At 71.1% G+C, this 20,506-nt stretch carries 18 protein-coding genes; 13 read left to right on the top strand and 5 right to left on the bottom strand.

The annotated features are described in order from the left end of the window. Positions 1-78: 78 nt before the first annotated feature. The 6 genes from ftsZ to AC07CM_RS30175 all read left to right on the top strand — a co-directional run bounded on the left by ftsZ (position 79) and on the right by AC07CM_RS30175 (position 5,065). Complete coding sequence (gene ftsZ / locus AC07CM_RS30200) at positions 79-1,284, top strand: cell division protein FtsZ (RefSeq protein WP_478879622.1); 1,206 nt, start codon at positions 79-81, stop codon at positions 1,282-1,284. Then, positions 1,281-2,009 carry a peptidoglycan editing factor PgeF gene (pgeF, locus tag AC07CM_RS30195; protein WP_478879621.1) on the top strand — a complete coding sequence of 243 codons (729 nt, stop codon included), beginning with the start codon at positions 1,281-1,283 and terminating at the stop codon, positions 2,007-2,009. Before ftsZ ends, pgeF begins: the two co-directional genes overlap by 4 nt. 6 nt (positions 2,010-2,015) lie before the next feature. Continuing rightward, complete coding sequence (locus tag AC07CM_RS30190) at positions 2,016-2,735, top strand: YggS family pyridoxal phosphate-dependent enzyme (RefSeq protein WP_478879620.1); 720 nt, start codon at positions 2,016-2,018, stop codon at positions 2,733-2,735. Positions 2,736-2,863: 128 nt separating this feature from the next. After that, complete coding sequence (locus tag AC07CM_RS30185; RefSeq protein ID WP_066992671.1) at positions 2,864-3,505, top strand: cell division protein SepF; 642 nt, start codon at positions 2,864-2,866, stop codon at positions 3,503-3,505. A 50-nt stretch (positions 3,506-3,555) separates the two neighbouring features. Beyond that, positions 3,556-3,843, top strand: a complete 288-nt coding sequence (locus tag AC07CM_RS30180; RefSeq protein ID WP_391329097.1) for a YggT family protein — start codon at positions 3,556-3,558, stop codon at positions 3,841-3,843. 55 nt (positions 3,844-3,898) lie between these two features. Then, on the top strand, positions 3,899-5,065 hold the full coding sequence (locus tag AC07CM_RS30175; RefSeq protein WP_478879619.1) for a DivIVA domain-containing protein: 1,167 nt from the start codon (positions 3,899-3,901) through the stop codon (positions 5,063-5,065). 228 nt (positions 5,066-5,293) lie between these two features. Here AC07CM_RS30175 and ileS read toward each other — a convergent pair whose 3' ends face one another. Continuing rightward, positions 5,294-8,437 (bottom strand): isoleucine--tRNA ligase, encoded by a 3,144-nt coding sequence (gene ileS / locus AC07CM_RS30170; RefSeq protein WP_478879618.1) that lies wholly within the window; start codon positions 8,435-8,437, stop codon positions 5,294-5,296. Positions 8,438-9,043: 606 nt separating this feature from the next. Between ileS and AC07CM_RS30165 the strand changes: the two genes are divergently transcribed. The 6 genes from AC07CM_RS30165 to AC07CM_RS30140 all read left to right on the top strand — a co-directional run bounded on the left by AC07CM_RS30165 (position 9,044) and on the right by AC07CM_RS30140 (position 15,436). Further along, the gene (locus AC07CM_RS30165) at positions 9,044-10,717 is read left to right on the top strand and encodes a TraR/DksA family transcriptional regulator (protein ID WP_478879617.1); all 1,674 of its coding nucleotides are present in this window, start codon (positions 9,044-9,046) and stop codon (positions 10,715-10,717) included. Between the two features lie 67 nt (positions 10,718-10,784). Beyond that, complete coding sequence (gene lspA / locus AC07CM_RS30160) at positions 10,785-11,420, top strand: signal peptidase II (RefSeq protein WP_478879616.1); 636 nt, start codon at positions 10,785-10,787, stop codon at positions 11,418-11,420. Between the two features lie 70 nt (positions 11,421-11,490). Then, positions 11,491-12,435: an RluA family pseudouridine synthase gene (locus AC07CM_RS30155; protein ID WP_478879615.1), complete on the top strand. Its 945-nt coding sequence runs from the start codon at positions 11,491-11,493 to the stop codon at positions 12,433-12,435. Then, complete coding sequence (locus AC07CM_RS30150; protein WP_478879614.1) at positions 12,432-12,905, top strand: GNAT family N-acetyltransferase; 474 nt, start codon at positions 12,432-12,434, stop codon at positions 12,903-12,905. The genes AC07CM_RS30155 and AC07CM_RS30150 overlap by 4 nt, the downstream gene beginning before the upstream one ends. 80 nt (positions 12,906-12,985) lie before the next feature. Then, positions 12,986-14,572, top strand: coding sequence for a Na+/H+ antiporter (locus AC07CM_RS30145; protein ID WP_478879613.1), 1,587 nt, complete (start codon positions 12,986-12,988; stop codon positions 14,570-14,572). A gap of 123 nt (positions 14,573-14,695) precedes the next feature. After that, positions 14,696-15,436, top strand: coding sequence for an SDR family NAD(P)-dependent oxidoreductase (locus tag AC07CM_RS30140; protein WP_478879612.1), 741 nt, complete (start codon positions 14,696-14,698; stop codon positions 15,434-15,436). 12 nt (positions 15,437-15,448) lie between these two features. On the opposite strand, the gene AC07CM_RS30135 is transcribed toward AC07CM_RS30140, so the two are convergent. Then, positions 15,449-16,555 carry a mechanosensitive ion channel family protein gene (locus tag AC07CM_RS30135; protein ID WP_478879611.1) on the bottom strand — a complete coding sequence of 369 codons (1,107 nt, stop codon included), beginning with the start codon at positions 16,553-16,555 and terminating at the stop codon, positions 15,449-15,451. A gap of 108 nt (positions 16,556-16,663) precedes the next feature. Between AC07CM_RS30135 and AC07CM_RS30130 the strand changes: the two genes are divergently transcribed. After that, the gene (locus tag AC07CM_RS30130) at positions 16,664-17,233 is read left to right on the top strand and encodes a dienelactone hydrolase family protein (protein ID WP_478879610.1); all 570 of its coding nucleotides are present in this window, start codon (positions 16,664-16,666) and stop codon (positions 17,231-17,233) included. Positions 17,234-17,236: 3 nt separating this feature from the next. Here the strand turns inward: AC07CM_RS30130 and AC07CM_RS30125 are convergent, their stop codons facing one another. The 3 genes from AC07CM_RS30125 to AC07CM_RS30115 form a co-directional block, all read right to left on the bottom strand. After that, positions 17,237-18,907: an alkaline phosphatase D family protein gene (locus AC07CM_RS30125; RefSeq protein WP_478879609.1), complete on the bottom strand. Its 1,671-nt coding sequence runs from the start codon at positions 18,905-18,907 to the stop codon at positions 17,237-17,239. 93 nt (positions 18,908-19,000) lie between these two features. Beyond that, on the bottom strand, positions 19,001-19,819 hold the full coding sequence (locus AC07CM_RS30120) for a thioredoxin domain-containing protein (protein ID WP_478879608.1): 819 nt from the start codon (positions 19,817-19,819) through the stop codon (positions 19,001-19,003). Between the two features lie 66 nt (positions 19,820-19,885). Continuing rightward, positions 19,886-20,506 (bottom strand): hypothetical protein (locus tag AC07CM_RS30115; RefSeq protein WP_478879607.1); only part of this gene is annotated, 621 nt, incomplete at its 5' end.

The following is a 20,506-nucleotide window of genomic DNA, read 5'->3' as shown; positions in this document are numbered from 1 at the left end:
TCCCATTCGGCATCCGTCGTCCCGGTACGGGGAACCGTCCGGCGGCGACAACGTAATTCGAGGCGAGAGGCCTTCGACGTGGCAGCACCGCAGAACTACCTCGCAGTCATCAAGGTCATCGGTGTCGGCGGCGGTGGTGTCAATGCCATCAACCGGATGATCGAGGTCGGTCTCAAGGGTGTCGAGTTCATCGCCATCAACACCGACGCACAGGCGCTGTTGATGAGCGATGCCGACGTGAAGCTCGACGTCGGCCGCGAACTCACCCGCGGACTCGGCGCCGGAGCCAACCCGGCCGTCGGCCGCAAGGCCGCCGAGGACCACCGCGAGGAGATCGAGGAGGTCCTCAAGGGGGCCGACATGGTCTTCGTGACGGCCGGTGAAGGCGGCGGCACCGGCACCGGCGGGGCGCCCGTCGTGGCCAACATCGCACGCTCGCTCGGCGCCCTCACCATCGGCGTGGTCACGCGCCCGTTCACCTTCGAGGGACGGCGCCGCGCGAACCAGGCCGAGGACGGCATCGCCGAGCTGCGCGAAGAGGTCGACACCCTCATCGTCATCCCGAACGACCGGCTGCTGTCCATCTCGGACCGCCAGGTCTCGGTCCTGGACGCCTTCAAGTCCGCCGACCAGGTCCTGCTCTCCGGTGTCCAGGGCATCACCGACCTCATCACCACCCCCGGTCTGATCAACCTCGACTTCGCCGACGTGAAGTCGGTCATGTCCGAGGCCGGTTCGGCCCTGATGGGCATCGGCTCGGCCCGTGGCGACGACCGCGCCGTGGCCGCCGCCGAGATGGCGATCTCCTCGCCGCTGCTGGAGGCGTCCATCGACGGCGCCCGGGGCGTGCTGCTCTCCATCTCCGGTGGTTCGGACCTCGGCCTGTTCGAGATCAACGAGGCCGCCCAGCTGGTCAGCGAGGCCGCGCACCCCGAGGCCAACATCATCTTCGGCGCGGTCATCGACGACGCGCTCGGCGACGAGGTCCGGGTCACCGTGATCGCGGCCGGCTTCGACGGCGGCCAGCCGCCGGCCCGCCGGGACAACGTCCTCGGCTCGGCGTCCTCCTCGGCCCCGGCCCGCCGTGAGGAGCCCGCTCCCGCACGGCAGCCGGAGAGCCGCCCGTCCTTCGGCTCGCTCGGCAGCGTGACCCCGAAGGAGGAGCCGGAGCCGGCGCCCGAGCCGGTGGCCGACATCCCGGTGACCCCGCCGGTCACCCCGTCGCCGCGGACCTACTCGGACAGTGCGGCCGAGGAGCTGGACGTGCCGGACTTCCTGAAGTGATAGGACAGCGCGAGAGCGTGAGCGGCGCGCACTTCGCCTTCACCGACCGGTGGGGCGGGGTGAGCGCCGCTCCGTATGAGGAGCTCAACCTCGGCGGAGCGGTCGGCGACGATCCCGGGTCGGTACGGACGAACCGGGAGCTGGCGGCGAAGTCGCTCGGCCTGGACCCCGGCCTGGTCGTCTGGATGAACCAGGTGCACGGCGCCGACGTGGCCGTCGTGGACGAGCCCTGGGGTGAACGGCCGGTTCCGGAGGTCGACGCGATCGTCACCACCCGCCGGGGGCTCGCCCTCGCCGTCCTCACCGCCGACTGCGTGCCGGTCCTGCTTGCCGATCCGGTCGCCGGGGTCGTGGCCGCCGCCCACGCCGGGCGGCCCGGCATGGTCGAGGGGGTCGTCCCCGCCGCCGTACGGGCCATGGCCGAACTCGGTGCCGAGCCGGGCCGGATCGTCGCCCGTACCGGACCGGCCGTCTGCGGCCGGTGCTACGAGGTGCCGGACGCGATGCGCGCCGAAGTGGCCGCCCTCGAGCCGGCGGCGCACGCTGTAACCAGCTGGGGCACACCGGCGGTCGACGTGAGCGCCGGAGTACACGCCCAGCTCGAGCGGCTCGGGGTGTGCGACCGGGCGCAGTCTCCGGCGTGCACGCTGGAGTCGGGCGACCACTTCTCGTACCGCCGCGACCGCTCCACCGGGCGGCTCGCGGGCTATGTCTGGCTGGACTGATGGGGCATGACGGACCGTAAGACCGAACTCGCCGGAAACCTGGCGAAAGTGGAGCAGCGCATCACCGCCGCCTGTGTGGCGGCCGGGCGCAAGCGGGAGGAGGTGACCCTGATCGTGGTCACCAAGACCTACCCGGCGAGCGATGTGCGGATTCTGTCGGGGCTCGGTGTGCGCCATGTCGCCGAGAACCGGGACCAGGACGCGGCCCCGAAGGCCGCCGCTTGTGCGGATCTGCCCCTGAAGTGGCACTTTGTCGGTCAGTTGCAGACCAACAAAGTCCGTTCCGTGGTGAGTTATGCCGATATGGTGCAGTCTGTCGATCGTGCCCGACTTGTCGCGGCGCTGTCGAAGGAGGCCGTGCGGGCCGAGCGCGAGGTGGGCTGTCTCGTCCAGGTCGCGCTCGACGCCGGCGAGAGCGAGCGGGGCGAGCGCGGAGGCGTCGCGCCCGGCGGAATCGAAGAGTTGGCCGACCTCCTGGCCGAGGCCCCCGGGCTGCGGCTCGACGGATTGATGACCGTCGCTCCGCTCGGCGGGGAGTACGCGGGACGCGAACAGGCGGCATTCGAGCGGCTCATGGATTTGTCGACCGACCTGCGCCGAGCCCATCCTGCTGCAACCATGGTGTCTGCAGGGATGAGTGCGGACCTCGAGCAGGCCGTGGCCGCCGGAGCGACACATGTGCGCGTCGGCACCGCGGTACTCGGAGTCCGCCCCAGGCTCGGGTAACGTCGCCAAGAAGTCGGACCACAGCAGAAAATATGGTCAATGCCCGCGATGGCTGGCACAACGACCACGTGGATCGCGGGCACTTGGCAGTCGTCAGCCGATCCACCACAGAGCGGAGGACTCAGAGCATGGCCGGCGCGATGCGCAAGATGGCGGTCTACCTCGGCCTCGTGGAGGACGATGGGTACGACGGCCGTGGATTCGACCCCGACGACGACTTCGAGCCCGAACTGGACCCGGAGCCCGAGCGTGACCACCGACGGCACGAGTCGTCACACCAGTCGCACGGCGCGCACCAGTCCCAAAGGGACGAAGAGGTGCGAATCGTGCAACCGCCCGCGCCGCGCGAACCGGTGGCTCGATCGACTTCGCTCGCCGCGGAATCCGGACGTCCGGCGCGCATCGCGCCCGTGGCATCCATCACACAAGAACGTCAGTCCCTGGAGAAGAACGCACCGGTGATCATGCCCAAGGTCGTGTCCGAACGAGAGCCGTACCGGATCACCACTCTTCACCCGCGGACCTACAACGAGGCCCGTACCATCGGGGAACACTTCCGTGAAGGCACCCCGGTGATCATGAATCTGACTGAGATGGATGACACAGACGCGAAGCGACTTGTCGACTTTGCGGCTGGTTTGGTGTTTGGTCTTCACGGCAGCATCGAGCGGGTGACGCAGAAGGTGTTCCTGTTGTCGCCTGCTAACGTCGATGTCACGGCGGAGGACAAGGCCCGCATCGCAGAGGGCGGGTTCTTCAACCAGAGCTGAGACGCACCACCGGAAAGAAGCACGGGACAGGGGAGAGGGAAAGTCAGGCCATGAGCGTGTTCGCGCAGGTGATCTACATCGCGCTGATGGTGTTCCTCGTCGTGCTCATCTTCCGGTTGGTCATGGACTACGTCTTCCAGTTCGCCCGCTCGTGGCAACCCGGCAAGGCGATGGTGGTCGTCCTGGAGGCCACCTACACTGTCACCGATCCACCGCTGAAGCTTCTGCGGCGGTTCATCCCGCCGCTGCGTCTCGGGGGCGTGGCGCTCGACCTGTCCTTCTTCGTACTGATGATCATCGTCTACATCCTCATCTCCGTTGCGCAGAGCTTCCTGTGATGAGGGTGGACGATACGGTCTTGCCGACTGCCGATGACTACGTTGAGGTGAAGAGATGCCGTTGACCCCCGAGGACGTGCGGAACAAGCAGTTCACGACCGTCCGCCTCCGAGAAGGCTATGACGAGGACGAGGTCGATGCCTTCCTCGACGAGGTCGAAGCCGAACTGACCCGTCTGCTCCGCGAGAACGAGGACCTGCGCGCCAAGCTGGCCGCGGCCACGCGCGCTGCTGCCCAGAACCAGCAGAACATGCGCAAACCTCCGGAGCAGGACCAGCAGCAGGGCATGCGAGGGCCCGGCGCGCCGGTGCCCGCCGGCATATCGGGCCCGCCGCAGCAGCAGATGGGTGGCCCCATGGGTGGTCCCCCGCAGCTGCCGAGCGGCGCCCCGCAGCTGCCCGCCGGTCCCGGCGGTCAGGGCGGCCCGCAGGGTCCCGGCCCGATGGGCCAGGGTCCGATGGGCCAGGGTCCGATGGGCCAGGGTCCGATGGGCCAGGGCCCGATGGGTCAGGGTCCGATGGGTCAGGGCCCCATGGGCGGTCAGCCGCCCATGCAGCAGCAGATGGGTGGCCCGATGGGCGGCCCCATGGGCGGTCCGATGGGCGGCCACGGTCAGGGCCCCGGTGGCGACAGCGCCGCCCGTGTCCTCTCGCTGGCCCAGCAGACCGCCGACCAGGCGATCGCCGAGGCCCGCTCCGAGGCCAACAAGATCGTCGGCGAGGCCCGCAGCCGCGCCGAGGGTCTGGAGCGTGACGCCCGTGCCAAGGCCGACGCGCTGGAGCGGGACGCGCAGGAGAAGCACCGCGTCGCCATGGGCTCCCTGGAGTCCGCGCGCGCCACGCTGGAGCGCAAGGTCGAGGACCTGCGCGGCTTCGAGCGCGAGTACCGCACGCGTCTGAAGTCGTACCTCGAGTCCCAGCTGCGCCAGCTGGAGACCCAGGCCGACGACTCCCTGGCCCCGCCGCGCACCCCGGCCACGGCGTCTCTGCCGCCGTCCCCGGCGCCCTCCATGGCCCCGGCCGGCGCGACCGCCCCGTCCTACGGTGGCAGCCAGACGATGGGCGGCCCGCCTGCGCCGTCCGCCCCGTCGTACGGCGGCCAGCAGCAGATGACCCCCGCGATGACCCAGCCCATGGCTCCGGTCCGTCCGCAGGGTCCGTCCCCGATGGGCCAGGCACCCTCGCCGATGCGCGGTTTCCTGATCGACGAGGACGACAACTGACGGGTCGCGGACACTAGTACGACAACGGCGTCGGCAGCGTTCAGGGCGGGACCCCGGACTTCGGTCCGGGGTCCCGCCCTTTTTACGCGTGTTGAGTTGCTCGTGGGCGCTCACGAAACAGGGCCCGGCCCCCGGTGATGAAACAGGGCCCGGCCCCCGGTGATGAAACAGGGCCCGGCCCCCGGTGAGGGGACCGGGCCCTGCCCGGAGGCCCGGAGGCCCGCTCGCCTACGCCTTGCGCAGCCGGAAGGTCAGGGACAGCCCCTCGTCCGTGAACGGCTCGCCGTACGTGTCGTCGGCCTCACCCTGGGCGAAGCCGGTCGCCAGGACCTCCTCGGCGATCAGGCCGGCGTGCTCGTTCAGGGCCGCGACCACCGCCGGGTCCGTGGAGGTCCAGCGCAGGGCGATCCGGTCGGCGACGTCCAGGCCGCTGTTCTTGCGGGCCTCCTGGATCAGCCGGATCGCGTCGCGGGCCAGGCCCGCCTGTCGCAGCTCCTCCGTGATCTCCAGGTCCAGCGCCACCGTGGCACCGGAGTCGGAGGCCACCGACCAGCCCTCACGCGGGGTCTCCGTGATGATCACCTCGTCGGGAGCCAGGGTGACCGTCTCGCCGTCGACCTCGACCGACGCCGTGCCCTCGCGCAGGGCCAGGGACAGCGCGGCCGCGTCGGCCGCGGCGACCGCCTTCGCCACGTCCTGCACCCGCTTGCCGAACCGCTTGCCGAGGGCGCGGAAGTTGGCCTTCGCCGTGGTGTCCACCAGCGAGCCGCCGACCTCGGACAGCGACGCCAGCGAGGAGACGTTCAGCTCCTCGGTGATCTGGACGTGCAGCTCGCGGTCCAGGGCCTCGAAGCCGGTCGCTGCGATCAGCGCCCGGGACAGCGGCTGACGTGTCTTGACGCCCGACTCCGCGCGCGTGGCACGGCCCAGCTCGACCAGCCGGCGGACCAGGACCATCTGCTTCGACAGCTCCGGGTCGATCGCGGACAGGTCCGCCTCCGGCCAGGAGGCCAGGTGCACGGATTCCGGGGCGCCCGGCGTGACCGGTACGACCAGGTCCTGCCACACCCGCTCGGAGATGAACGGGGTGATCGGCGCCATCAGCTTCGTGACCGTCTCCAGCACCTCGTGCAGCGTGCGCAGCGCGGCCTTGTCGCCCTGCCAGAAGCGGCGGCGCGAACGGCGGACGTACCAGTTGGACAGGTCGTCGACGAACGCGGACAGCAGCTTGCCGGCACGCTGGGTGTCGTACGCCACCAGCGCCTGGGTCACCTGGTCGGTGAGCGCGTGCAGCTCGGACAGCAGCCAGCGGTCCAGCAGCGGGCGCTCGGCCGGAGCAGGGTCCGCGGCACTGGGCGCCCAGTTCGACGTGCGGGCGTACAGGGCCTGGAAGGCCACCGTGTTCCAGTACGTCAGCAGCGTCTTGCGGACGACCTCCTGGATGGTGCCGTGCCCGACCCGGCGGGCCGCCCACGGGGAACCGCCGGCCGCCATGAACCAGCGCACCGCGTCCGCGCCGTGCCTGTCCATGAGCGGGATCGGGTCCAGGGTGTTGCCCAGGTGCTTGGACATCTTGCGGCCGTCCTCGGCGAGGATGTGGCCCAGGCACACGACGTTCTCGTACGACGACTTGTCGAAGACGAGCGTGCCGACGGCCATCAGCGTGTAGAACCAGCCGCGGGTCTGGTCGATCGCCTCGGAGATGAACTGGGCCGGGTACCGGCTCTCGAACAGCTCCTTGTTCTTGTGCGGGTAGCCCCACTGCGCGAACGGCATCGATCCCGAGTCGTACCAGGCGTCGATGACCTCCGGCACGCGCGTGGCCGTCTTCCCGCAGCCGTCGTGGCGGCAGGCGAAGGTGACCTCGTCGATGTACGGGCGGTGCGGGTCGAGGCCCGACTGGTCGGCGCCGGTCAGCTCGGTCAGCTCCGCGCGGGAGCCGACGCAGGTGAGGTGGTCGTCCTCGCAGCGCCAGATCGGCAGCGGGGTGCCCCAGTAGCGGTTGCGGGACAGGGCCCAGTCGATGTTGTTGTTCAGCCAGTCGCCGTACCGGCCGTGCTTGACCGTCTCCGGGAACCAGTTGGTCCGCTCGTTCTCCTGGATCAGGCGGTCCTTGATCGCAGTGGTGCGGATGTACCAGGAGGGCTGCGCGTAGTAGAGCAGCGCGGTGTGGCAGCGCCAGCAGTGCGGGTAGCTGTGCTCGTACGGCAGGTGCTTGAAGAGTCGGCCGCGCTGCTGGAGGTCCTCGGTGAGCTTTTCGTCGGCCTTCTTGAAGAAGACGCCGCCGACCAGTGGGACGTCCTCCTCGAAGGTGCCGTCGGGGCGGACCGGGTTGACCACGGGCAGGCCGTAGGAGCGGCAGACCCTGAGGTCGTCCTCACCGAAGGCGGGGGACTGGTGGACCAGACCCGTACCGTCCTCGGTGGTGACGTAGTCGGCGTTCACCACGTAGTGCGCCGGAGCCGGGAACTCCACGAGCTCGAACGGACGTTGGTAGGTCCAGCGCTCCATCTCGGCGCCGGTGAAGGTCTGGCCGGTGGTCTCCCAGCCCTCACCGAGCGCCTTGGCGACGAGCGGCTCGGCGACGACGAGCTTCTCCTCGCCGTTGGTCGCGACGACGTAGGTGACCTCCGGGTGCGCGGCGACCGCCGTGTTGGACACCAGGGTCCAGGGGGTCGTCGTCCACACCAGGAGCGCGGCCTCACCGGCGAGCGGACCGGAGGTGAGCGGGAAGCGGACGTACACGGAGGGGTCCACGACCGTCTCGTAGCCCTGCGCCAGCTCGTGGTCGGACAGGCCGGTGCCGCAGCGCGGGCACCAGGGAGCGACACGGTGGTCCTGGACCAGCAGGCCCTTGCCGAAGATCTCCTTCAGCGACCACCAGACCGACTCCACGTACTCGGGGTCCATGGTCCGGTAGGCGTCGTCCAGGTCGACCCAGTAGCCCATGCGGGTCGTCAGCTCGGCGAAGGCGTCGGTGTGCCGGGTCACGGACTCGCGGCACTTGGCGTTGAACTCGGCGATGCCGTACGCCTCGATGTCCTGCTTGCCGGAGAAGCCCAGCTCCTTCTCGACGGCCAGCTCGACCGGCAGGCCGTGGCAGTCCCAGCCGGCCTTGCGGGCCACGTGGAAGCCGCGCATGGTGCGGAAGCGCGGGAAGACGTCCTTGAAGACGCGCGCCTCGATGTGGTGGGCGCCGGGCATGCCGTTGGCGGTGGGCGGGCCCTCGTAGAACACCCACTCGGGCCGGCCCTCGGACTGCTCCAGGCTCTTTGCGAAGATCTTCTGGTCGCGCCAGAAGTCGAGCACGGCGTGCTCAAGCGCGGGCAGGTCGACCTGTGCGGGCACCTGGCGGTACGTCGGCGCTGTCATCTGCGAGCATCCTCCAACGGACTTGCTGCCTTCCGTCGGAGGGACGAGAGCCTTCGTTCCTGTCTACGCCGTGTGCGGCGCGCTCCCGCGGTACCACCCTCCTTGGCCCTCCGTCGCGCCGTACGCGCCGGTGAGCCCCCTCATTGGGGTCGCGAAGCCGGTTCTACTCGCCGCGGTGGGTGCTCCACGGCTTTCTTCCGGCGGCTCCGGGGTGATCTTCACGTCGCGCTCGCTCCCGGGCTCACACCGTCCCCGGGTCGCTCTGGGCTGCGTACGCCGCTACTCGTCCCCATCCACGCTTTCCGCTCCGCCCAGTGTACGGCGCCGCACGGACAGCGGCCGACCGCTTTTGCGGCCCGTACGGGCGGCCGGCCGGGGAAGGGACGGCATGACCCGAATGGCCTGCAGCGCGGGTGCCCGCGTCCCGGCACGTCGGGCTCGGCGGATTACCCGGCGGGGAGCGGGGCACAACGGATGCAGGTCCGTTGCGCGGGGGGCGCGGGCGGGCGAATCGGGCGGTGTGCCCCGTTGCCGCGGGACTCAAGTCGATTTATCGTCCCAGCACGATTCGCGAGCAAGATCACAATATGTGAAGGGGTCGCGGCCATGGTGGCGAAGAAGATCGCCGTACAGCAGCCGGCGACCGGCCGCTCCGGAGGCGCGGAAGCCTCCAGCGGTACGGCTGCCCCCGGTGGCGAGCCCAAGGCAGCCGGCGGCAAGAAGAGCATGCGCGCGCGTGAGGCGTCGGCGGGCCGGGCAGGGCCGCTGAAGACGGTCGGAGCGCCCGCAGGCCGGGCGGAGCGAGGAGAAGGACCGGCGGGCAGGACGACGGCCGACGGCGCGGCCGGAGAGCCGCTCGTCGAGGAGTCCCGCACTGCCTCGAAGAAGGCGCCCGCGGAAGAGGAGAGCGGGCGGAAGCGGGGTAGTACTGCGGGGGCCGGGAAGAAGACGGTGGCCGGGGAGGCCGGGAAGAGGACCGCGGCCGGGGAGGCCGGGAAGAGGACCGCGGCCGGGGAGGCCGGGAGGAAGGCGGTGGAGCGGGGGGCCGGTGCGGCGCCTGACACCGGGAAACCGGTGGCCAGGAGGACGGCTGCGGACAAGACGGCCGCCAAGGAGGCCGGGAAGAAGACGGTGGCAGGGGAGGCCGGGAAGAAGACGGCGGTCAAGGAGATCGGGGCGAAGGCGGCGGCCGGGCAGGCCCGGAGGAAGGCGGCGGTCAAGGAGGCCCGGAGGAAGGCGGCGGTCAAGGAGGCCGGCGCGGCGCCTGACACCGGGAAGGCGACGGCTGAGAAGACGCCTGCGGAGAAGACGACCGCAGCGAAGGCGGCGGCGACCGGGGAGGTCAGGAGGAGGGCGGCCGCAAAGGAGACCGGCGCGGCGGCTGCCGCCGGGAAGACGGGGGCGAGGAAGACGACCGCGGAGAAGACGGCCGCCAAGAGGGCGTCGGCCGAGAAGACGACGGTGAAGAAGGCGACGGCCGAGGACGCTGCGGCCCACAAGGCTGCGGCCGAGAAGAGCAAGGCCGAGAAGGCCACGGGCACGACGGAGGCGGCCGCCGCAGCGGTGGGCAGTAAGGCGGCGGCGAAGAAGGCCGCCGCCAAGGAGACGGCTGCTCCGAAGAAGGCGGCCGCCGAGAAGACGCGCTCCACGAAGACGGCCGCCCAGAAGGCTGCCGGGAAGGCGGGCGGGAAGAAGGCTGCCGGGAAGGCGGTCGCCAAGGACGTCTCCACGGGGGCGGCCGAGAAGAGCACGGCCAAGAAAGCGGGCGCGGCGCGGGCCGCGAAGCAGACGGGAGCCACGACAGTGGTTGCGAAGAAGACTCCTGGCACGGCCACGGCGGAGCAGACCGCCCTCCCCAAGGCACGGGTCGCCGCGGCGGAGCCCGGCGAGCTGGCGGTGCGCCCCGGGGAGGCCCCCTGGACCCCGGAAGAGGTCACCGAGGCCCGTGCCGAGCTGCTGTCCGAGGGGGAGCGGCTGCGCACCGAGATCAGCTCCTCCGAGGCCTCCCTCGCGGGCCTGATGCGGGACTCCGGGGACGGCGCGGGCGACGACCAGGCCGACACCGGCACCAAGAACATCACGCGTGAGCACGAGCTGGCGCTGGCCGCCAACGCGCGCGAGATGCTCATCCAGACCGAACGTGCCCTGGAACGGCTCGACGCGGGCACCTACGGTCTGTGCGAGAACTGCGGCAACCCCATCGGCAAGGCCCGTATGCAGGCGTTCCCGAGGGCCACTCTGTGCGTGGAGTGCAAGCAGAAGCAGGAACGCCGCTCCTGAGCACCGGGGTCAGCCGGAGCGTGCCGTAGTCTCGTCCTCAGTCAGGCACCTAGGTTGAGGGACTCACGTGGCAGAGGCGGAGCGCATCATCGGTACGCCGGGCACCCCGGACGACGGCGACGAGCGGACGACAGCCGCCGAAGCACCCGGCGGGCCGGGCCCGTCCGATGAGTCCGGCGCGGGCGAGCAGCAGACGCCGGCGCGGCAGCGGGCCGGGCGCGGGCGCCGGATCGCCGTGCTGTTCGCGGTGGCCGCGTTCGCGTACGCCCTCGACCTGGTCAGCAAGATGCTCGTGGTCGCGAAGCTGGAGCACCGCGAGCCGATCCAGGTGATCGGCGACCTGCTGGAGCTGCACGCCATCCGCAACCCCGGCGCGGCCTTCGGGTTCGGTGCGGCCTTCACGGTCATCTTCACGCTGATCGCGGCCGCCGTGATCGTGGTGATCTTCCGCCTGGCCCGCAAGCTCTACAGCTTCCCCTGGGCGATCGCCCTCGGCCTGCTGCTCGGCGGCGCGCTCGGCAACCTCACCGACCGGATCTTCCGGGCGCCCGGGATCTTCGAGGGCGAGGTCGTGGACTTCATCGCGCCCAAGGGGTTCGCGGTGTTCAACCTGGCCGATTCGGCGATCGTGTGCGGCGGCATCCTGATCGTGCTGCTGTCCTTCCGCGGCCTGGACCCGGACGGCACCGTCCACAAGGACTGAGGCCCGGGTCCCGGGGGCGTTGTCCACAGGCTCGTTCGGGGCGGTCGGAGCTGTCCGGCATACTCGTCGGGTGAGCACGATTCCCGAGATCCGTACCCTGCCCGTGCCCGACGGCCTGGAGGGCGAGCGCGTCGACGCCGCCATCTCCCGCATGTTCGGCTTCTCCCGTACGAAGGCGGCCGAGCTGGCCGCGGCAGGCAAGGTGCAGGTCGACGGCGCTGTGGTCGGCAAGTCGGAGCGGGTGCAAGGAGGCGCCTGGCTCGAAGTCGAGATGCCGCAGGCGCCCGCGCCCGTGCAGGTGGTCGCCGAGCCGGTCGAGGGCATGGAGATCGTGCACGACGACGATGACGTGGTCGTCATCGTCAAGCCGGTCGGCGTGGCCGCGCACCCCTCGCCGGGCTGGTCCGGCCCGACCGTCATCGGCGGTCTCGCCGCCGCCGGGTACCGGATCTCCACCTCCGGCGCCGCCGAGCGTCAGGGCATCGTGCACCGCCTGGACGTCGGCACCTCCGGCCTGATGGTGGTCGCGAAGTCGGAGTACGCGTACACGTCGCTCAAGCGCCAGTTCAAGGAGCGCACGGTCGACAAGCGCTACCACACCCTCGTCCAGGGCCACCCGGACCCGACGAGCGGCACGATCGACGCTCCGATCGGCCGGCATCCGAACCACGACTACAAGTGGGCGGTCACGGCGGACGGCAAGCCCTCCGTGACCCACTACGACCTCATCGAGGCCTTCCGCGCCGCCTCCCTGCTCGACGTGAAGCTGGAGACCGGCCGCACCCATCAGATCCGCGTCCACATGGCCGCGCACCGTCACCCCTGTGTCGGCGACCTCACCTACGGCGCCGACCCCACCCTCGCCAAGCGGCTGCGCCTGACCCGCCAGTGGCTGCACGCCGTACGGCTCGGCTTCGAGCACCCCGGCGACGGGCGGTGGGTGGAGTTCGAGTGCGACTACCCCGAGGACCTGCAGCAGGCCCTCGACCAGGTCCGCGAGGAGACGTACGCGTGAGCACGCCGTACACCGTCCGGGTCGCCGAGGATCCCGCCGACCGCGAGGCCTGCTTCGCGGTGCGCAAGGAGGTCTTCGTCGTCGAGCAGGGCGTTCCGCAGGACATCGAGTACGACGCGTACGACGCCGTCGCGGTGCATGTGCTGGCGGTCCGCGAGGACGGCGTGCCGCTCGGCACCGGGCGTCTGCTGTACGGCGAGGCGGCCGCCGCGAAGACCGGTGGGGACGCCTCGGTGGGCTCCCTCGGGCGGCTCGCCGTCGGCCGTGCGGCGCGCGGGCTGGGCGTCGGCGTGGCCCTGGTGCGGGCCATCGAGGAGGCGGCAGGCGCGCGCGGCCTGACGGCGGTGGACCTGCACGCGCAGACCCACGCCCTGGGTTTCTACGAGCGCCTTGGGTACGAGGCGTACGGCCCTGAGTTCCCGGACGCCGGGATCCCGCACCGGGCGATGCGGCGCGTCCTGCAGCCGTAGGCGCAGGGAACGGCCGGTGGGCGGGGCCCGTGGCAGGCTGGAGGTCTGCCGTGTGATCGTCGACTCCCGGAGCGCTGGCCGTGGATCAGTTGGCCCTGTTGTTCGTGCTGCTGCTCGGGGCCCTGGTGAGCGTCCCGGTGGGGGAGCGGTTCGGAGTGCCGGCACCGGTGCTGATGACCCTGTTCGGCGGGGCCCTGGCGGTGGCCGACTTCGTGCCCAACGTGAACATCCCGCCCGAGCTGATCCTGCCCGCGCTGCTGCCGCCCCTGCTCTACGCCGCCGTACGGCGGACCTCGTGGCGGCAGTTCGCCGCGAACAAACGGCCGATCTTCCTGCTGGCCGTCGCCCTGGTGTTCGTGACGACGCTGTGCGTGGCCGCCGTGGCCCACACGATCGTGCCCGGACTGCCGGTCGCCGCCGCCGTGGCGCTCGGCGCGCTGATCGCCCCGCCCGATCCGGTCGCCGCCACGGCCGTCGCCGGGCAGCTAGGGCTGCCCCGCCGGCTGGTGTCGATCCTGGAGGGCGAGGGGCTCTTCAACGACGTCACGGCCATCGTGCTGTACCACGTGGCGATCGCCGCCGCCGTGAGCGGGGAGTTCTCGCCGTGGCACGCCGGCCTCGACCTGGTGCTGTCCGCCGTCGTCGCGGTCGCGGTCGGGCTGGCGCTCGGCTGGGGCGCGAACAAGCTGATGGACCTGCTCGGCGACCCGACCCTGCAGATCGGGCTGACCCTGCTGGTGCCGTACGCCTCCTACGTGCTCGCGGAGGAGCTCGAGGGGTCCGGAGTGCTCGCCGTCCTCACCACGGCCCTCTTCCTCGCCGAGTACGCGACCGACGCCGACGACGTGATGACCCGGCTCGCCGGGCACACCTTCTGGGACATCATCGACACGCTCGTCACGGGTGTCGCCTTCGGGCTGATCGGGCTCGAACTGCACAACGCGATCAGGACGGCCTCCGGACGCTGGGGCGAACTGCTCGGCTGGGCGGCCGCGATCGTCGGTGTCGTCGTCCTCGTACGGCTGCTGTGGCTGATGCCCGCGACCTGGCTGACCAAGCGGCTGCACGCCAGGCGGGACTACGACGAGGACATCCCGATGAGCTGGCGGGAGACCGTGGTGATGTGGTGGTCCGGGATGCGCGGGGTGGCGTCGGTGGCACTGGCGCTGGCCATCCCGCTCCGGACCGACGACGGGTCCCCGTTTCCCGACCGGAACGAGATCATCTTCATCGCCTTCGGTGTGATCATCGCCACACTGGTCCTGCAGGGGCTGACCCTGCCCTGGCTGGTGAAGCGGCTCGGGGTCAGGGCCGACTCCGAGCGGGAGAAGGAGTTCGAGAAGGACCTGGCCCGGCGGGCCGCGAAGGCGGCGAAGCGCAGGCTGCGGGAGATCGAGCAGGTGGAGGACCTGCCCGAGGAGCTGTCCGAACAGATGCTGCGGCGGGCCTTCGACATCGGGATCCGGATCAGCCCGGACATGGGGGAGGAGGAGCGGCGGGAGGCGCATCAGCAGCGGGCCAGGCGCCTGCGGCGGGTGCGGCGGATCCAGGGGGAGATGCTCAGCGCCGCCCGGCACGAGGTGCTGGCGGCGCGCAGCGAGCCGGGGGCGGATCCGGAGATCGTGGACCGGGTGCTGCGGCACCTGGACGTGCGCAGCCTGCGCTGACGCCGCTGACGCCGCTGACGCCGCTGACGCCGCTGAGGCCCTGAGGCGACCTTCGTCATACAAGCAGATCGCCGCTGTGGACAACTCGAGGCGTGGTCCGTGGTCCGCCCGTACGCTCGCAGCATGACTCGCAACATCGTGATCAGTGGCGGCGGTACGGGGATCGGGCTCGCGACGGCGCGGGCGTTCGCGGCCGACGGGGACCGGGTCCTGCTGCTCGGGCGGCGCGCCGGGGTGCTGGAGAAGGCGGACGTACCGGGAGCGCTCACCTACGCGGCCGACCTGGCCGAACCCGGTGAGGTGCGCGGCGTCGCCCGGTTCGTCGCCGAGGAGTTGGGCGGCGTCGACGTGCTCGTGCACAGCGCCGGCGGCGCCGGGAACCTGGAGCCGCCGGCCGGCAGCGACGACCCCCTCGACCGGGTGGCCCACGACTGGACCGTCAACTTCCGGCAGAACATCCTGACCGCCGCGCTCCTCAGCGAGGCGCTGAAGGACCGGCTCGCCGAACCGGGCGGCCGGGTGCTCTTCGTCAGTTCCATCGCCGCCTACCGCGGCTCCGGCAGCGGTGCCTACGCGGCGGCCAAGGCCGGTCTGCACCCCTACGCCCACGACCTGGCCCGCGAGTTGGGCCCGCGCGGCATCACCGTGAACGTGGTCGCGCCCGGGTACATCGAGGACACCGAGTTCTTCGGCGACACCATGAACGAGGCGCGGCGGCAGCGGCTCGTCGCCGACACCACGACGGGCCGTGCCGGCATACCCGCCGACGTGGCCGCCACCCTGCACTGGCTGGCCTCCCCCGGAGCCGGGCACGTCACCTCGCAGATCATCCAGGTCAACGGCGGTGCCGAGCGCGGGCAGTGACGGGGAGGCCGGTCAACCCCGGCCCGTGCGCGGGAAGTCGTAGGCCCTGCGCAGCGTCGCGTGGTCGGGAGACGGGATGCGGTTCGGCGGGAGGACCGAGTCCGCGGTGTTGACGCGGGGCAGGGCGTAGGGGTGCTCCGCGGAAAGCCAGGTGATCATCTCCTCGCGGACGGTGACCCGGACCGTCCAGATGTCGTCCGCGTCCTTCGCGGTGACCAGGGCGCGCACCTGGATGGTGTTCGGGGTCGTGTCCGTCACCTGCAGTCCATAGGCGCGGCCGTCCCAGGCGGGGCACTGGCGCAGGATGTCGCGGAGCTTCTCGCGCATCGCCTCGATCGGCGCGCCGTGGTCGAGATGCCAGTAGACGATGCCCGTCATCTGCGGGGTGCCCCGCGACCAGTTCTCGAACGGTTTGGAGGTGAAGTACGACACCGGCATCGTGATCCGCCGCTCGTCCCAGGTCCGTACGGTCAGGAAGGTGAGGGTGATCTCCTCGACCGTGCCCCACTCGCCGTCCACCACCACCGTGTCGCCGATGCGCACCATGTCGCCGAAGGCGATCTGCAGTCCCGCGAACAGGTTCGACAGGGTCGACTGGGCGGCGACACCGGCGACGATGCCCAGGAGGCCGGCGGAGGCCAGCAGCGAGGCACCGGCCGCGCGCATCGCCGGGAAGGTCAGCAGCATCGAGGCCGCCGCCACGACGATCACGATCGCCGATACCACCCGCATGATCAGCTCCACCTGGGTGCGGACCCGGCGTACCCGGGCCGCGTCGCGGTGGGCGCGGGCATAGCGGCTGTAGGACGTCTCGACGATCGCCGCGGCGATCCGGATCACCAGCCAGGCGGCGGACCCGATCAGCACCAGGGTCAGCGCCCGGCCGATGCCGACCTGGTGTCGCTCGAGCAGTTTGGCCTGGTCGTACGACCCTCTGAGCAGTGCGGCGCACAGGACGAGCTGGTAGGGGACGCGGCCGCGCCGCAGCAGCCCCCACAGCGGCGTCTCGGGGTTCCGGTCGTCGGCCTTGTGCAACAGTCGGTCGGTGGCCCAGCCGATGAGCACGGTGAGCAGCACCGAACTGCCGAGCACGATCACTGGGCGGATGACGTTCTCCATGCCTCCGCGCCTAACCGGGCTCGCGGGGTCATGAACATGTGAGTTCTCGGCGCGAGTGGGTACGGCCGCGGTTCGGCGGTGCCGGAGCGGGCTGGCACCATGGGCCTCATGAACATCATGCTCTTTCACTCGACCTACGGGCTCAGGCCCGCGGTGCGCGAGGCCGCGGACCGGCTGCGCGCGGCGGGCCACGAGGTGTGGACGCCGGACCTCTTCGAGGGGCGCACGTTCGACACGGTCGAGGAGGGCATGGAGTTCAGGGAGCGGATCGGCAAGGAGGAGCTGCTGAAGCGGGCCGTGCTGGCGGCGGCGCCGTACTCGGAGCGCGGGCTGGTGTACGCGGGGTTCTCGCTCGGCGCCTCCATCGCCCAGACGCTGGCGCTCGGCGACGAGAAGGCCCGTGGCCTGCTGCTTCTGCACGGCACGTCGGACATCGCGCCGAACGCGCAGGTGGACGAGTTGCCGGTGCAGCTGCACGTGGCCGAGCCGGACCCGTTCGAGACGGACGACTGGCTGAGCGCCTGGTACCTGCAGATGGGCAGGGCGGGGGCGGACGTGGAGATCTACCGGTACACCGGGGCCGGGCACGTGTACACCGACCCCGGGCTGCCTGACTACGACGAGGAGGCGGCCGAGGCCACCTGGCGGGTGGCACTCGGCTTCCTCGACAGCCTGTAGCGGTTACACCGGGTCGTAGGTGCGCTCGACCTTCTGGGTGCCGCTGCGGGTGCGGTACGAGCGGACCCACGTGGAGCTCGCGTGGGCGTCCGTGCGGTCGGACAGGACGTAGTAGTCCATCTGCGCGCGGTCGGTGGTGATGTCCAGGACGCCGTAGCCGTGGCGGTCGGTGTCCACCCAGTGGACGTGCCGGTTGGCCGCCCTGATGACCGGCGAGGCGATCGCGGAGACGGTGCCCTCGGGGACCTTCACGATGTCGTCGAGGTTGTCGGAGGTCACCGAGGTGACCACGAACTCGGCGGCCGCCGACGCCGACAGCGGGTAGGTGCCCGCGTCCACCGGCACGTCGTTGGCCCACGCCATGTGGATGTCACCGGTCAGGAAGACGGTGTTGCCGATGGCGTTGGAGCGCAGGTGGTCCAGCAGCTCGCGGCGGTCGTCGGTGTAGCCGTCCCACTGGTCGGTGTTGGCGGCGATGCCCTCCTGCGGCAGCCCGAGCAGCTTGGCGAGCGGCTTGAGCAGGTCGGCGGAGAGGGAGCCGAAGGAGAACGGCGAGATCATCACCGAGTTGCCGACCAGCCGCCACCTGGTGTCGGAGGCCTTCAGGCCCGCCTTCAGCCAGTCGAGCTGTGCCCGGCCGGTGATCGTGCGGTTCGGGTCGTCGACGGAGCCGCTGGCCGTCGAGGCCTGCTGGGAGCGGAAGGAGCGCAGGTCCAGCAGGGAGAGGTCGGCGAGCTTGCCGAAGCGCAGCCGGCGGTAGGTGGTGCCGGCGATCGCGGGACGGACCGGCATCCACTCGAAGTAGGCCTGCTTGGCGGCGGCCTGACGGGACGTCCAGGTGCCCTCGGCGCCCTCGGTGTGGTTGACCGCGCCGCCCGACCAGGCGTTGTCCGCGAACTCGTGGTCGTCCCAGATCGCGATGACCGGCGCCTTCAGGTGCAGGGCCTGCAGGTCGGGGTCCGTCTTGTACTTGGCGTGCCGGATCCGGTAGTCGGCGAGGGTGAGGATCTCGTTCGCGGGGGCGTGCGGGCGCACGACCGTGCCCCGGGCCGCGTACTCGCCGGACTTGTACTCGTAGATGTAGTCGCCCAGGTGGAGCCACGCGTCCAGGTCGCTGCGGGCCGCGAGGTGTCGGTAGGCGGAGAAGTAGCCGGCCTCCCAGTTGGCGCAGGAGACCACGCCGAAGCGCAGACCGGAGACTGCGGCGTCCGCCGCCGGCGCGGTGCGGGTGCGCGCCGCCGGGGAGTCGGTGCCACCGGCCGAGAAGCGGAACCAGTAGTCGGTGGCCGGTTCCAGGCCGCGGATGTCGGCCTTGACGGTGTGGTCGGAGGCGGCCGTCGCGGTGGTGGAGCCCTTGGCGACGACGCTGGTGAGCGCCTTGTCCTTGGCGACGACCCAGCTCACCTCCGTGTCCGGGCCGAGCCCGGAGCCGGGTATCGCCTCCGACGTCGGGGTCACCCGGGTCCACAGCAGGACGCCGTCGGGCAGCGGGTCGCCGGAGGCGACGCCGTGCAGGAAGGCGGGGGCGTCCGTGGCGGCACGGGCCGGCAGGGCGGCGGCGAGCGGGCCGGCCAGGACAGCAGTCGCCGCCGCGGCCTTGACGACCGTACGGCGGCGGGGCGAGAGGGAGTTGAGGCCCTGGGATGCCTCGGATGATCGGTATCGACTGGTCACGACCGATCAGGTTACTGATCGGTATGCGCCAGAGCGGGCGAACTCCGAAAGTTCGCCCGCTCTTCACTCGGTGATCGGTTTTCCGACCCTGCGTCAGCCCTTGAGGGCCGCGTCCATCACCTTGTTGAAGTCGGCCACCGTCATGGGCGGGTTGCCCTGGCTGTCGGCGGTGAGCTTCTTGCCGTCCATGACGAAGCTCGGGGTGCCGGTCACGCCGTCCTTGTTGTCGTCGAAGGTCTTCGACATGGCCATCGCCCAGGCGTCGTAGGTGCCCTTCCCGACCGCGGCCTTGAACTTCGCGTTGTTCTTCAGCGCGGGCACGGTGTCGGCGACCTTGAGGAGGTAGCTGTCGTCCTTGAACTTGTCGGTCTGCTCGTCCGGGTGCCACTTCGTGGAGTACAGCGCGGACTTGTACTCCAGGAACGCCTCGGGGCTGACGTCGAGCGCCGCGCCGAGGGCGCTGAGCGCGTTCTTGGAGCCCACGCCGTTGTCGTGGCCGTCGATGAACGTGGCACCGATGTACTGGATCTTGAACTTGCCGTCGTCGATGTCCTTCTTCACGGTCGAGCCGACGGTCTGCTCGAACTGGGCGCAGACCGGGCAGCGCGCGTCCTCGTAGACCTTGAGGGTCTTCTTGGCCGTGTCCTTGCCGATGACGACGGTGGTGCCCTTCGTGCCCGTGGTGTTGGCCGGGGCGGTGACCTCGGCGTCCTTGAGGCCCTCCCAGTAGCTGGGCTTGTTGGCCTGGACGACCGCGTAGCCGATGCCGCCGGCCGCGGCCAACACGGCCACGACCGAGCCGGCCACGATCAGCTGCCGCTTGGCCTTGTCGCGCTTGGCCTGGCGCTCGCGCTCCTGGCGCAGCCGCTCCCGGGCCGCCGTCTTCGCCGCCTGGGTGTTCCGCTTGCTCATATCGGTGATCTCCATGTGGGACGCGCACGTGCCGTACGCGGGATACGTGTGGGGGACTGATCGTGCTCAGACGAGTGCCGGAGAGCACGGCGGTCCACGCCGTCCCAGAGAGTGAACTAGGAGCAGGTCGCGGGCGGCCGACGGCCGCGGGGCCGGGCGCGGCAGCCGACGGACCGGAGAGAGCCGTACGGCCCGGGCGGCCGCCGCGAGCAGCAGCGGCCGGAAGGTGGTCGCGGTGACCGCGCGAAGCAGCTGGGCCAGGGCCCGCTCGCCCCGGCGCAGCCAGGCGGCGGCCAGCAGGCCCACGCACACGTGCGCGGCGAGCAGCAGCCAAGCCGCGGCCGGGTCGGCGTGCGCGAGCAACCCGTCCGTGTGGCCGCGGCCGCCGGTGACCTGGGCCAGCGGGGTGCCCACGGCGCCGCCCCGGCACAGCACGTCGAAACCGAAGGCGCGCAACGGTCCGGCGACCGGGCCGCCCGCCCTGCCGTAGCAGGCGTGCTGGCCTGTGGTGAACACCGTGTCCGCGGCCAGCTCCAGGGGGATCAGCAGGGCCGCGATCCGGCCGAAGCCGCGCTCCCGGCCCGCCAGCGCGTAAGCGGTGAGGAACACGCCGGCGGGGGGGGGGGGGGGGGGGGGGGGGGGGGGGGGGGGGGTGTGGGGGGGGGGGGGGGGGGTGGGGGGGAGCGG

Source organism: Streptomyces sp. NPDC044061, from assembly GCF_056434305.1.
The sequence above is the reverse complement of the archived record's forward strand: the minus strand, read 5'-3'. Positions and strand labels throughout refer to the sequence as shown.